Here is a 13316-nt window from a genome sequence, read left to right on the forward strand (position 1 = left end):
AATTACTATGACTTCACCGTTTAGTTACACCTCACCCACGGTCAGTGTTGAAGCGCTGAAACATTCCATCGCCTATAAACTGATGTTTATTGTCGGTAAGGATCCGGCTATCGCCACCCAGCACGACTGGCTTAATGCCGTGTTGTTTGCGGTGCGCGACAGGATGGTGGAACGTTGGTTGCGATCCAATCGCGCCCAGCTTTCGCAAGATGTCCGGCAGGTGTATTACCTGTCGATGGAGTTTCTGCTTGGCCGTACGCTGTCGAATGCGCTGTTATCGATGGGGATTTACCAGGATATTGAAGACGCACTCAATGAGATGGGCCTGAACCTGAGTGAACTGCTTGAGGAAGAGAACGATCCTGGCCTGGGCAATGGCGGCTTGGGGCGTTTGGCCGCCTGTTTCCTGGATTCGTTGGCTACGCTGGCGCTGCCTGGCCGGGGTTACGGTATCCGCTATGAATACGGCATGTTCAAGCAGAACATCGTCGATGGCCAACAGATGGAGTCGCCGGATTATTGGCTGGAATACGGCAACCCGTGGGAATTCCCACGCCACAATACCCGCTATAAAGTGCGTTTTGGTGGCCGCGTTCAGCAGGAAGGGGCGAAGGCCCGCTGGGTGGAAACCGAAGAGATTATCGCCATCGCCTACGATCAGGTGATCCCGGGTTTCGATACCGATGCCACCAACACGTTGCGTTTGTGGAGTGCTCAGGCCAGTAATGAAATCAACCTGGGTAAGTTCAACCAGGGGGATTATTTTGCCGCAGTGGAAGATAAAAACCACTCCGAGAACGTCTCGCGCGTGCTCTATCCCGATGACTCCACCTATTCCGGGCGTGAACTGCGCCTGCGGCAGGAGTATTTCCTGGTTTCAGCCACTACCCAGGACATCCTCAACCGCCATTGGACGATGCACAAAACCTTCGACAATCTGGCCGACAAGATTGCCATCCACCTCAACGATACCCACCCGGTGTTGTCGATCCCTGAGCTGATGCATCTGCTGATTGATGAGCACAAATTCAGCTGGCTGGATGCCTGGGAAGTGGTGGAAAAGGTATTCTCCTATACCAACCACACCTTGATGAGCGAAGCGCTGGAAACCTGGCCGGTCGATATGCTGGGCAAGATCCTGCCGCGTCACCTGCAGTTGATCTTCGAAATCAACGACCATTTCCTCAAGCAGGTACAGCAAGTGGTGCCGGGGGATGATCAATTGTTGGCACGGGTCTCCATCATTGATGAAACCAACGGGCGCAGGGTACGAATGGCGTGGTTGGCCGTGGTCGCCAGCCATAAGGTGAATGGCGTCTCGGCACTGCACTCCGAATTGATGGTACAGTCGCTGTTTGCCGATTTTGCTCGCGTATTCCCCGATCGCTTCTGCAATAAAACCAACGGGGTCACGCCGCGTCGCTGGTTGGGGTTGGCTAACCGGCCGCTGTCCAAAGTGCTGGATGACAGTATTGGTCATCACTGGCGTACCGATCTCAGCCAGCTTGGCGAAATCAAAGCGAATGCGGATTACCCGAGCTTCTTGCAGGCCGTACAGGCTGCCAAACGGCAGAATAAAGAGCGGCTAGCGGGGTATATCGCGAAAAAGCTCAACGTGGTGGTGAACCCCGACGCGTTGTTCGACGTACAAATCAAACGGATCCACGAATATAAGCGGCAATTGCTGAACGTATTGCATGTGATCACGCGTTATAACCGTCTGTTGCAGGATCCTGATGCCAAACGCGTACCGCGCGTGGTGATCTTCGCGGGTAAAGCGGCTTCGGCCTACTATGCCGCCAAACAGATCATCCGTTTGATCAATGACGTAGCGAAGGTGATCAACAACGATCCGCGAGTGCATGATGATTTGAAGGTGGTGTTTATTCCTAACTACGGGGTAAGCCTGGCCCAGATGATCATTCCGGCGGCCGATCTCTCCGAGCAGATCTCGCTGGCGGGGACAGAGGCTTCGGGCACCAGTAATATGAAGTTTGCTCTCAACGGTGCCTTGACCATTGGTACGCTGGACGGGGCCAACGTCGAAATGCTGGAACACGTGGGTGAAGAGAACATCTTTATCTTTGGCAATACCGCCGAACAGGTGGAGGCGCTGCGCCGCGATGGGTATAACCCACGTCAGTATTACGAACAGGATGAAGAGTTGCATTTGGCTTTGACGCAGATCGCTACCGGTGCGTTCAGCCCTGAAGAACCCCAACGCTACAGCAACCTGTTCGATTCACTGGTCAATCTTGGCGACCACTATCAGCTGTTGGCCGACTACCGCAGCTATGTGGATATGCAGGATAAGGTGGATGAGGTGTATCTCAATCAGGACGACTGGACCCGGCGCGCGATACTCAATATCGCCAACATGGGTTACTTCTCTTCCGACCGCACGATCCAGGAGTACGCGGACGAAATTTGGAATATCAAACCGATAAAGCTGTAATAGCCAAGGGCCGGATCACCGGCCCTTGAATTTAACTTATTACGTACCGTATGCCATAGGGGGCGCTGCGTGCTGCGCCCGTCTACTCACACCTCAATCAAGACGCCAATGACAACGCTTTTGGTTTGGCATTGTCTGCCAACCAGGTTTTCACCCGCGCCTGCTGCTCTTCGCTGAGCCACATCCCCAGTTTGGTACGGCGCCACAGGGCATCATCCAGTTCGACAACCCACTCTTTCTCTACCAGATAACGCAGTTCAGCCTCGTACAGGTCATGGCCAAAGTCTTCACCCAAATCGCTCAGGCTATTGGCATTGGCCAGGATCATTTCGCTGTGGCTGCCATAGGTGCGAGCGTAACGGCGAGCCAGAGACTCCGTCATCCAGCCGTGCTGACGGCGCAGTTTAGCGGCATAGCTATCGCGATCGCCGTCAATATTGCCCCCTGGCAGGGAACCGTTTTTGGTCCACGCCGGGCCACAGCCAGGATAGTAGTGAGCCAATTTCTCCATCGCATGCTCGGCCAGCTTGCGGTAGGTGGTGAGTTTGCCACCGAACACGGAAAGCAGTGGGGCTTTGCCCTGCTCGTCATGCACATCCAGCGTATAGTCGCGAGTGACGGCCTGCGGTGAATCAGATTCATCATCACACAGCGGGCGTACGCCAGAGTAGGTCCAGACGATATCGTCACGGCCCAGCTGTTTTTTAAAGTGATCGTTATACACCTTCAACAGATAGTTGATTTCGTTATCGTCGATCTTCACGTCTTTCGGATCACCGTGGTATTCCACGTCGGTGGTGCCGATGATGGAGAACTCATCCAACCACGGAATGACAAATACGATACGGTGGTCTTCGTTCTGCAAGATATAAGACTGTGGCTGGTTATGTGCCCGAGGTACCACGATATGGCTGCCTTTGATCAGGCGGATACCGTAAGGAGACTTGAGCTTCAGGCCATCGTCGAAGAAATGTTTTACCCATGGGCCGGTGGCATTTACCAGGCCTTTGGCGCGCCAGGTAAAGGTTTTGCCGCTGTCGACGTCGATGGCTTCCACCATCCACAGACCATTTTCGCGCCAGGCGCGGGTCACTTTGGTGCGGGTGCGCACTTCGCCACCGCGTTCGGCCACGGCTTGGGCATTCAGCACGACCAGGCGCGCATCGTCTACCCAACAATCAGAATATTCGAAACCGCGCTTTAATTCCGGCTTCAGAACGGAGTCTGGTCCAAAGCGCAAACCTTTACTGCCTGGCAGGCTGGTGCGTTTGCCCAAATGATCGTACAGGAACAGGCCGATGCGGATCATCCAGGCCGGGCGCAGATGGGGCTGGTGCGGCAGGCGGAAACGCATTGGGAAGGCGATGTGCGGTGCCAGTTTCAGCAGCACTTCACGTTCGGCCAGCGCTTCGCTGACCAGACGAAACTCGTAGTGTTCCAGGTAGCGCAGGCCACCGTGGATCAGTTTTGAACTGGCGGAAGACGTAGCACAGGCCAAGTCTTGCGCTTCAAGCAGCAGTACGGACAGCCCACGCCCGGCTGCATCGGCTGCGATGCCGGCTCCGTTGATACCGCCACCGATAACGATCAAGTCTTTGGTTTCCACGTTAACTTCCTCCTGGTGTTCGAAATAGCTCTTTTATGTTCGTTTTCGCTCATTATTGTAATCGGAAACCAACAAGCAAGCCAAGAGTTAACCAAACAAAAACATTCTTGCGTGATAGAGGTAACAGTTTGGTGATAGTAGATATACAAATTGAAGGGATATTTGACGTGACTTTCGCTAGCCGCATCCGCCGCAAATCCATGCCCATTGCGGGCGTGGATATCAGGAGATTTTTGAGTTTGGTAACGAAGCTATTGGGGTGGGGATGAACATAAGCATGGGCATCATTCCCATCCTGATAATGCTTCCTCCATTAATTGGCAAAGCATGGCCCGCGCAGTGAGATTCTCACCGTCGGTCTTGGTCTGCTCAAGTGTGATCCCCAGATTTCCGAGTGTTGGCAGAAGGTTGCCCGCTATGTGCAGATCTCCTGGCATGCCTAGGCGCGTGCGTACGGTTATGCCAAACCCGGCCTTTACCGCAGCCCAGATACCGCTCAGGCTGTGGCTGACAAACATTACCTTCCAGGGGATCCCTGCATGATCCAGGATGGCAGTGGCACGCGAGCGCATCAGGCACGGGCTTTCGAACATCACCAGTGGTAGCGGCTCACCCTTTGCCAGCAGAGCAGAAAGATCCAGATCCGGATGGTAAATCCACTCTAGCTGGCGTTCGCCTAACCGTCGGCCTTCGCGTATCTGTGCATCTGGTTGCCACATGAGTGCCATATCGACCGATTTATCGTCTAATGCGGTTTGCAGCGCACGTTGACGGTCAACCCTGGCGATGATCTTCAGCTCTGGATGATGGCGCCTGAACTGGCCGAGGATCCCAGGCATCAGTGATTCACCAAAATCCTCCTGCATACCAATGCTTATCTCCCCCTTTAACAATTCTCCTTTCAGAGCACGCTGTGTTTCATCGTTTAACTCCAGCAGGCGCCGCGCATAACCCATCAGCATTTCACCCTGAGGGGTCAGTTCTAGATGACGCCCCTTTTTCATCAACAATGTCGCATTGCACTGCATTTCCAGCTTTTTCAGCTGGGCGCTGACGGCGGAAGTGGAGCGGGATAGGCGTGTTGCTGCTAGCGCAAAGCTGCCACATTCAATGCCGGTAACAAAGCTGCGTAGTGCATCCAGATCCAGCGCGGGTAAAAGCTTCTTCATCATCATCCTTGTATTCAGGATGATTAGTCCTGATTAATTCGATTTTCAGGATGTGACTATCGCGCCAGAATGGGCTGACTGTCAATACGGAGAGAATGCCATGACCCAATCCACCGACCGAGACATGCTTGCCCGACTGGCCCCTAAACTGGCTGAATTGAGCAAGGAGGTTCTTTTTGATGATATATGGCAGCGCGGTGAGCTCTCCCCGCGTGATCGCAGCCTGATAACATTGTCTGCTCTTGCTGCGCTGGGGCGGGTGCAACAGCTACCGTGGCACCTCGATTTTGCTCGGAAAAATAGTCTGAGCCACCAGGAGATTATTGAAGCCTTCACCCATTTGGCTTTTTATGCAGGCTGGCCGGCCGCGGTATCTGCAATCGGCTGTATTGATGAGGAGAGTATCTGATGCCCTTCAGCCGAATTACACTTCGCCAAGGCTACAGTGAGGAACAACTTCAGAAAATTTCTGACATTCTGCACCAGAGCCTGACGGAGGAGTTTGACGTTCCGCCAGACGACCGTTTTCAGGTCATAGAAACGCTACCTGCCAGCCAGCGCATTTTTGACCGGCACTATCAGAGTGGTGAACGCAGCGACAACTTTATTCTGTTTCAGGTCATCGCAGGAAAGCCGCGTACCGCCGGGCAGAAGCAGAGTTTTTATCGTGTGCTGAGTGAGCGGCTAAATAGGGGCCTGAATATCCATCCCGATGATGTCATGGTGATTATTCAGTTCAACAACGCCGCTGATTGGAGCTTCAGCAATGGCCGCATGTATTGCCCTGGGTGATGGGCTAATGCGTGGCACGTTAGGCCCCCTCTCGATTTGGTGAGGGGGCCGGGAGATCAGCAGAGTTCCAGCTGTACGTCGTACTGCTCGATAATCTTCATCACGCTGGGTGGCGGAGCCTGATCGGTAAACAGATAGTCGATCAGGTTCATGTTCCCCAGGTTCACCATCGCGTTACGGCCAAACTTGGAATGGTCGGTAACCAACATCACGCAGCGGGAGTTTTCGATAATCGCGCGTTTGGTTCGCACTTCGTGATAGTCGAATTCGAGCAGCGAGCCATCCATATCGATGCCGCTGATGCCGAGTATGCCGAAATCAAGGCGGAACTGGGAGATAAAGTCCAGCGTGGCTTCGCCCATGATGCCGCCATCACGGGTACGGACCTCACCACCGGCCAGGATCAGGCGGAAGTCCTCTTTGGCAGTGAGCAGGGTGGCCACGTTCAGATTATTGGTGACGATCCGCAGATTTTTATGGCCCATCAAGGCGTGGGCTACCGCTTCCGGCGTGGTACCAATATCGATAAACAGCGTGGCACCGTCCGGTATCTGGCTGGCTACGCGCTGGGCGATACGGGCTTTCTCTTCCGACCACATCACCTTGCGATCGTGATAAGCGGTGTTTACCGAACTGGAAGGTAACGCAGCGCCACCGTGATGACGCTGTATTTTGTTCTGATCGGCCAGGTCATTCAAATCACGGCGAATGGTTTGCGGGCTGACGGCAAAGTGCTCCACCAGCTCTTCCGTACTGACATATCCCTGTAGGCGCACTAATTCGATAATTGCGTCATGACGCTGTGTTTGCTTCACGATATTCCCCTAATACACCGATGTGCCTGGTTGTTATTGTTCGTTGTGCGCGCGATGCCGCGTATCCCAGAATGCCATTAATAACCCTATCACTAAACCGGCAACGTGTGCCGCATTGGCGATCGACATTCCTAAAATATCGAAATAACCGGCCACCAGCCAGAGCGCGGAAAAGACCATCAAGCCCCTTGGCAGGTTCAAACCGTGTTCCGGTGCGCGTTCACCGCTCAGCCAGACGTAGCCCATCAGCGCGTAAACTACCCCGGAAAGCCCGCCGAACAGCGCACCGCTGAACAACGACTGCGCCCAGCCGCTGAAAAAGGCCGACACTACGGCGATCACAAACAGCTTGCCGGTGCCGAGGCGTTTTTCCAGTGGACCACCAAGATACCACCACCACATCAGGTTAAAGGTAATGTGCAGCAGCGAGAAGTGCAGAAACGCATGGCTGACCCAGCGCCACAGCTGGCCATATTGCGAGCTGTTTTGCGGCCAGGAGAGCCAGAACATGACGGTATCATCACCCAGCACCTGCATCAGGATATAGACCAGAATACACAGGCTCATCACCGTCAGCGTCAGTGGCCCGGCCTTGCTGCGGATGATTTGCAGGTAAGAAAACTGTTGATACTGTAGACCGGCATCGGTGCTGCCTGCCTGCCAACTGGCGGCCTGATAGCGGCGGTTGAACGGATCGAGCAGGAACTGTTGCAATTCGTGTTGCACCTGTTCCAGATGGGCTTCATCCGCCAGCCAGATTTCGGCTGCATCGCCCGTTGCGCGGACTTCAAGTACAACCCCCTGCGTTGCCATGTAATCGACAAAGGCCTGCGCCAGGCGAGGGTTGGAAACGGCGATCACTCGAACCATAGATTTTCCGTCTAAGTAGATGACTTTGGCCACGGGCAAAACCGCCGATGGCATTGGCGGCTGATTATACCGTTGAAATCCTGAGCGCAGGGAAGGGATCTGACAAAAACAGTGCAGAATTCAGCAATTGGCCGCCCAGAAAGGCGGCCCAAAGGGGATTAGGCGGAGGTCTCGACGTCCTGTGGGAACTGGCGGGCCCAGGCCTCAAAGCCGCCATCAATACTGTAAACCGCGTCAAACCCCTGATGCAGCAGATACTGCGCGGCGCTGCGGCTGCTGTTGCCGTGATAGCACATGACCATCACCGGGCGATCGAACTCGTTCTGCTGCATAAAGGCGGACAGGGTGGCGTTGGTCAGATGAAAAGCGCCTGGCGTATGCCCAGCTTCAAAGCTTTGTGGATCGCGGATATCAACCAGTGCGGCGCTACCGTCTTTCAGGCGTTGGTGTGCTTGCACAACGTCGATCGTTTCAAACTGTTCCATAACTGCAAAATACCGGGTAATGGGGAATGCCGGTATTGTATCCAACTTTGGCTGGATTTAGACCAGAGCAACAGCAGGGACTTTATCCCCGCTGTCTTGCAGCCGTTGCGTTATTACCAGCGATAGCTCACACCCAAGGTGCCACCGTAATCCTGGTAGCTGTTGGCTCCCAGGGTGATCCCGCCTTCAAACCACAGCTGCATGTTGTAAGTACTAGGCGAATGCAGGCCTAACTTGACCTCAAACAGATCATCCAGGGAATTGGATTCTACCCGCGTATCATTAAAGTTGACCGCGTTCTTGCCACTATTATGCCACCAGTTGGTGGCGAGATAGGCGGTGGTATAATCGTCTTGATCGCTATACCAGCGAATACCGACGCGTGAAGTAAAGTTTGGCGCATCGGCCTGATGAATATAGACGCCCGCCGGATCCTGATAATTATCGGCATCGAAGCGGTTATAAATAATCTGCAGCTGTGGTTCGATAATTAATTCGAGTGCCGAAAACGGCTGCAAGGCATAGCCGGTTTCCAGCGAGGCGCTAAAACCGGTGCTGTCATAATTCTGCTTGCCTTGGGCATAGGTCACGCTGTTGTTAAACCAGGCATATTGCAGCCAGGAATCCACATACGCCCCAGAATGCTTTTTCTTATCCTGATACCAGGTGCTGTAAGCGCCGATAGAATAGCCGTCGACTTTACCTTCGGATGAGAGGGTGGCGTTGTTAGCGCTGCTCTTGGCGTGGCCGTAGCCGGTCATCAGGCCTGCCGTCCACTCTTCTTTGTTGTTATCCAAGGCCAGCAAATCCCCGCCAAGCATAAAGACCTGACGATCCATATCGACGGGCAAGCCGTTATCGCCCGCGCTCAGATCCTTACTGTGATAACCCGAAACGCGCATCCAGAATTGACTGTCCCCTGGCGCGGTCTTTCTTTGGTGCAAGGTATGAGAAAACAACGTTGATGCAGCAACCTGATTACCCAGATAAACCCCGGCGTCGGGCCGAGAACTATAATCGATGAGGGTATCCGTGCTCGCCATGGCTTGAGAGCCAATAAGATAAATCCCGGCTGTAATAAGTGTTTTGCTGTTTATTGCCACAATCCCAACTCCCTATGGAAATTTGCCGCAATAGTACCCAGATGAAACGATAATGTCATGAGAAAACAGGTGGGCTTTAGATTGACCGCAGGTGATATCGCTCGACCTATTTATTTGGTGGATATATCCAGCTCTATACATTCTCTAAACTATAGGTTGCTGAACAAAAGGAGGATTAATGCTCATCTTGGGAAATCCCCCAAGATGACAAAAATAGATAGCAAGGCAGCGGCATAGAGGTTAAACCAGCTGTACATCCACCCCTTGCAGGCGCAGTTGCTCGACTATCGCCGGATCGGCATCGCGCCCGGTAATGACGATGCCGATCTGCTCGGTGCGGCTGAACAGCATACCCGCGCGTTGCCCGACCTTGCTGCTATCGACCAACACTACCAACTTACCGACGTAGTTCAGCATCTTCTGTTCGGCCATGGCGGTGAGCATATCGGTTTTATACAGTCCGTAGCTGGTGAGGCCGATACCGCTGGTGAACATCCAATGCCCGGCATACAGGGTGGCATCGCCGTCCTGCGGTGCCAGGGTGATCGACTGACTTTTATTATACTGGCCGCCCATAATCACCACGCTTTCGTGTTCACGCTCGATCAGGTAATTGGCCAGCGGCAGGTAGTTGGTGATCACCTGTACCTCTTTACCGCACATCTCGCGCCCCAGCAGGAACGCAGTGGAACCGCAGTTGATCACCACGCTCTCCCCTGCCTGGCAAAGCTGGGCGGCCGCTTTGGCGATACGCATCTTTTCATCTAGATGCTGAGTCTGATGGATATTGAGTGGTGTCCAGGTGGGGCGCGGGGTGCTGGTGGCTTCGGCACCGTTACGCACCTTGCGCAGTTTGCCGGTCTCATTGAGCTTATTGATGTCGCGGCGCGCGGTTGCCGGTGAGATCTCAAAGGCGCTAATCACATCAGCCACGGAGATTTGCCCCTTACGCTGTAAGAGATCGAGAATGGCATTATGGCGCTGGGATTCGGTCATGCAGGCTCCGTCGAGAAATGAGAACGTTACCCCATCGTCAGGGGATATACCGTGATTATATGCTCACCTGCTGATGATTTGAATCATTCATGTGCAGAAGTGCGCATAAAGCTGCACCGACGTCCCGTTCTCATGCCTAACCGTTACAGAAAGGATTTAAACGGCAGATCCGGCTCAAGGGTAAAGCAATCTTCAAAGCCGCGTGGATAGTGGTATTCAAAGTTGTCTTTATCCAGCGGCCAGGTGAATTTGCCCCCCACCTGCCAGATAAACGGCTTGAAGCCATATTTCAGCCGGTCCTTTTTCATTTCCCACAGCACGCGGATTTCCTGCGGATCGGCCTGGAAATTCGACCAGATATCATGATGGAACGGGATCACCACCTTGGCATTGAGCGATTCCGCCATGCGCAGAATGTCGGCGCTGGTCATTTTATCGGTAATGCCGCGTGGGTTTTCGCCATAGGAGCCGAGCGCCACGTCGATCTGGTGATCGTTGCCGTGCTTGGCGTAATAGTTGGAGTAGTGGGAATCCCCGCTGTGGTAAAGATTGCCGCCAGGGGTCTTGAACAGGTAGTTGACCGCCCGCTGATCCATACCGTCTGGCAGCATGCCCGCTGCTTTTTGCTCCACCGGCAAGGTGATCAGCGCTGTGCGGTCGAAGGCATCCAATGCGTGGATTTCTACATCTTTGATTTTGATGACATCACCAGGTTTCACCACGATGCAACGCTCTGCCGGTACTCCCCAGCCAAGCCAGATGTCCACGCAGCTCTGCGGCCCCATAAAGGGCACCGTGGCGGCACAGTTTTGCATCACTGCCGCAGCAACGTTGACGTCGATATGGTCATTATGATCGTGAGTGGCTAGCACCGCATCAATCTGTTTGATGGCAAAGGGATCGAGGACGAACGGCGTGGTGCGCAGATTAGGCTGCAGCTTTTTTACTCCGGCCATGCGTTGCATCTGGTGGCCGGTTTTCATCAGCGGATTAGCATGGCTCTGCTTACCGGTACCGCACCAGAAATCGACACACAGGTTGGCATTTTCCTCTGATTTTAACCAGATACCGGTACATCCCAGCCACCACATGGAGAAGGTGCCGGGGGCAACCTGTTCCTGCTCAATCTCTTCATTCAGCCAGGAGCCCCACTCCGGGAAGGTATTCAGGATCCATGACTCGCGGGTAATGGTGGCGACTTTACTCATGATTTATTCCTCATTTTCAGGGGTTGGTACGTCATATTTAATCACAAATTATCATTTAATGATTTGTTGTGACTTGTTTTGCTGAATTTAGCACCGTTTATGCGCGCTGGCAACCGGTGTTTAATCGCTAGTAAACCGGCTTTTCGGTGCCATTCACCGGCCTTATGTTCAGTGGTTTAATCATTAACTTGTATTTAATTCAATGGGTAATGGAATGCTTCTCAACTCGGCTCGTTGAATGCACAGACTTTTTCCATATAACTTGCGAGGTTGTTCACAAATAATCATTTATGATCTTTTGGTGATTCACTGTGATTGCTATGGTAAGCCTGTCCCTGCGTTACGGTGACGCACTGTTCTAGCGCGACCAGTGGCGTTCCCTACGGCGCATAAACGCTACATGGAGAGCCGTATGGAAACCCTCTACACCATCTTCACCGTCTTTTTTAATCAGGTGATGACCAATGCCCCGCTACTACTGGGCCTGGTTACGCTGCTGGGCTATCTGTTGCTGCGCAAAAGCGCGGCGGTGATCATCAAAGGCACCATCAAGACCATCATCGGCTTTATGCTGTTACAGGCCGGTTCGGGCATCCTGACCGGCACCTTCAAACCCGTGGTAGCCAAGCTTTCTGAGGTTTATGGCATCAACGGTGCCATCTCCGACACTTATGCCTCGATGATGGCGACCATTGAACGGATGGGGGATGCTTACAGCTGGGTGGGCTATGCGGTATTGCTGGCACTGGCGCTGAATATTGTCTACGTCTTGCTGCGGCGCATCACCGGTATCCGTACCATCATGCTGACGGGCCATATCATGTTCCAGCAGGTGGGGTTGATCGCGGTGTTTTTCTACATCTCGGGCTACGACATGTGGACCACCATATTGTGTAGTGCCCTGATCGCCTCGCTGTATTGGGGGATCACTTCCAACATGATGTTCAAGCCAACCCAGTCGGTGACGGAAAACAGCGGTTTTTCCATCGGTCACCAGCAGCAGTTCGCCTCCTGGGTAGCCTATAAGGTGGCACCTTATCTCGGTAAAAAAGAGGACAGCGTGGAAGACCTCAAGCTGCCCGGCTGGCTGAATATCTTCCACGACAATATCGTTTCTACCGCCATCGTGATGACGGTGTTCTTTGGCATCATCCTCTGCTCTTTCGGGCTGGATACCCTGCAACAGATGGCGGGTAAAACCCATTGGACGATCTACATCCTGCAAACCGGCCTGATGTTTGCCGTCGCCATCTTTATCATCGTTCAGGGCGTGCGGATGTTCGTTGCCGAACTGACCGAAGCCTTCAACGGTATCTCTCAACGCCTGATCCCCGGGGCCGTGCTGGCCATCGACTGCGCCGCCATTTACAGCTTTGCGCCCAATGCCGTGGTGTGGGGCTTTATGTGGGGCACGGTGGGGCAACTGATCGCCGTGGGCGTACTGCTGGCGGTCGGCTCCTCCATCATGATCATTCCCGGTTTTATTCCCATGTTTTTCTCCAACGCCACCATCGGCGTGTTTGCCAACCATTTCGGCGGCTGGCGTGCGGCGATGAAGATTTGCCTGGTGATGGGGATGATCGAAATCTTTGGCTGCGTGTGGGCCATCAAACTGACCGGGCTCAGTGCCTGGATGGGCATGGCGGACTGGTCAATCCTAGCTCCGCCGCTGATGCAGGGCCTGAGCTTCGGCCTGTGGTTTATGGGCGTGGTGGTGATTATTGCGCTGCTGTACATGTTCTTCGCCGGGCGCACGCTGCGCGCGGAGGAAGATGCGGAAAAACAACTCACCGAATCAGCTTCAAATTAACTGGAGA

Annotated in this window: 12 protein-coding genes; 4 read left to right on the top strand and 8 right to left on the bottom strand. The window is 53.7% G+C overall.

Going from position 1 to position 13316, the window contains the following annotated elements:
* The first annotated feature begins 7 nt into the window (after positions 1-7).
* Positions 8-2455, top strand: coding sequence for a glycogen phosphorylase (gene glgP / locus ACMV5H_RS07180; RefSeq protein ID WP_414821640.1), 2448 nt, complete (start codon positions 8-10; stop codon positions 2453-2455).
* A 97-nt stretch (positions 2456-2552) separates the two neighbouring features.
* Here the strand turns inward: glgP and glpD are convergent, their stop codons facing one another.
* The gene (glpD, locus tag ACMV5H_RS07185; protein WP_021807436.1) at positions 2553-4061 is read right to left on the bottom strand and encodes a glycerol-3-phosphate dehydrogenase; all 1509 of its coding nucleotides are present in this window, start codon (positions 4059-4061) and stop codon (positions 2553-2555) included.
* Positions 4062-4345: 284 nt separating this feature from the next.
* A complete protein-coding gene (locus tag ACMV5H_RS07190; RefSeq protein ID WP_115159386.1) occupies positions 4346-5230 on the bottom strand; it encodes a LysR substrate-binding domain-containing protein in 885 nt (294 codons plus the stop codon).
* A gap of 100 nt (positions 5231-5330) precedes the next feature.
* Between ACMV5H_RS07190 and ACMV5H_RS07195 the strand changes: the two genes are divergently transcribed.
* Positions 5331-5639, top strand: coding sequence for a carboxymuconolactone decarboxylase family protein (locus ACMV5H_RS07195; RefSeq protein WP_115159387.1), 309 nt, complete (start codon positions 5331-5333; stop codon positions 5637-5639).
* Positions 5639-6022 carry a tautomerase family protein gene (locus ACMV5H_RS07200; RefSeq protein WP_115159388.1) on the top strand — a complete coding sequence of 128 codons (384 nt, stop codon included), beginning with the start codon at positions 5639-5641 and terminating at the stop codon, positions 6020-6022. Before ACMV5H_RS07195 ends, ACMV5H_RS07200 begins: the two co-directional genes overlap by 1 nt.
* A gap of 56 nt (positions 6023-6078) precedes the next feature.
* On the opposite strand, the gene ACMV5H_RS07205 is transcribed toward ACMV5H_RS07200, so the two are convergent.
* From ACMV5H_RS07205 to ulaG, 6 genes are all read right to left on the bottom strand, one after another.
* Positions 6079-6837 carry a DeoR/GlpR family transcriptional regulator gene (locus ACMV5H_RS07205; protein ID WP_414821641.1) on the bottom strand — a complete coding sequence of 253 codons (759 nt, stop codon included), beginning with the start codon at positions 6835-6837 and terminating at the stop codon, positions 6079-6081.
* Positions 6838-6870: 33 nt separating this feature from the next.
* Entirely contained in the window at positions 6871-7707 is an 837-nt protein-coding gene (gene glpG / locus ACMV5H_RS07210) for a rhomboid family intramembrane serine protease GlpG (RefSeq protein WP_414821642.1), read from the bottom strand.
* A gap of 158 nt (positions 7708-7865) precedes the next feature.
* A complete protein-coding gene (gene glpE / locus ACMV5H_RS07215; protein ID WP_021807441.1) occupies positions 7866-8192 on the bottom strand; it encodes a thiosulfate sulfurtransferase GlpE in 327 nt (108 codons plus the stop codon).
* A gap of 113 nt (positions 8193-8305) precedes the next feature.
* Positions 8306-9295: an autotransporter outer membrane beta-barrel domain-containing protein gene (locus tag ACMV5H_RS07220; protein WP_414821643.1), complete on the bottom strand. Its 990-nt coding sequence runs from the start codon at positions 9293-9295 to the stop codon at positions 8306-8308.
* A gap of 240 nt (positions 9296-9535) precedes the next feature.
* On the bottom strand, positions 9536-10291 hold the full coding sequence (gene ulaR / locus ACMV5H_RS07225; RefSeq protein WP_414821644.1) for an HTH-type transcriptional regulator UlaR: 756 nt from the start codon (positions 10289-10291) through the stop codon (positions 9536-9538).
* 143 nt (positions 10292-10434) lie between these two features.
* Positions 10435-11499: an L-ascorbate 6-phosphate lactonase gene (gene ulaG, locus ACMV5H_RS07230; protein WP_115159390.1), complete on the bottom strand. Its 1065-nt coding sequence runs from the start codon at positions 11497-11499 to the stop codon at positions 10435-10437.
* Positions 11500-11911: 412 nt separating this feature from the next.
* On the opposite strand from ulaG, the gene ulaA reads away from it, so the two are divergent.
* Positions 11912-13309, top strand: coding sequence for a PTS ascorbate transporter subunit IIC (gene ulaA, locus ACMV5H_RS07235; protein WP_021181734.1), 1398 nt, complete (start codon positions 11912-11914; stop codon positions 13307-13309).
* Positions 13310-13316 lie beyond the last annotated feature (7 nt).

Source organism: Serratia sp. N21D137 (assembly GCF_047530005.1).
In the GTDB taxonomy this organism is placed as follows: Bacteria; Pseudomonadota; Gammaproteobacteria; order Enterobacterales; family Enterobacteriaceae; genus Chania; species Chania fonticola_B.

Bases quoted from the DNA above. Each gene is read 5' to 3' on its own strand.
- glgP (WP_414821640.1), top strand. From the start codon at position 8: ATGACTTCACCGTTTAGTTACACCTCACCCACGGTCAGTGTTGAAGCG.
- ACMV5H_RS07190 (WP_115159386.1), bottom strand. From the start codon at position 5,230: ATGAAGAAGCTTTTACCCGCGCTGGATCTGGATGCACTACGCAGCTTT.
- ACMV5H_RS07195 (WP_115159387.1), top strand. From the start codon at position 5,331: ATGACCCAATCCACCGACCGAGACATGCTTGCCCGACTGGCCCCTAAA.
- ACMV5H_RS07200 (WP_115159388.1), top strand. From the start codon at position 5,639: ATGCCCTTCAGCCGAATTACACTTCGCCAAGGCTACAGTGAGGAACAA.
- glpG (WP_414821642.1), bottom strand. From the start codon at position 7,707: ATGGTTCGAGTGATCGCCGTTTCCAACCCTCGCCTGGCGCAGGCCTTT.
- glpE (WP_021807441.1), bottom strand. From the start codon at position 8,192: ATGGAACAGTTTGAAACGATCGACGTTGTGCAAGCACACCAACGCCTG.
- ulaR (WP_414821644.1), bottom strand. From the start codon at position 10,291: ATGACCGAATCCCAGCGCCATAATGCCATTCTCGATCTCTTACAGCGT.
- ulaG (WP_115159390.1), bottom strand. From the start codon at position 11,499: ATGAGTAAAGTCGCCACCATTACCCGCGAGTCATGGATCCTGAATACC.
- ulaA (WP_021181734.1), top strand. From the start codon at position 11,912: ATGGAAACCCTCTACACCATCTTCACCGTCTTTTTTAATCAGGTGATG.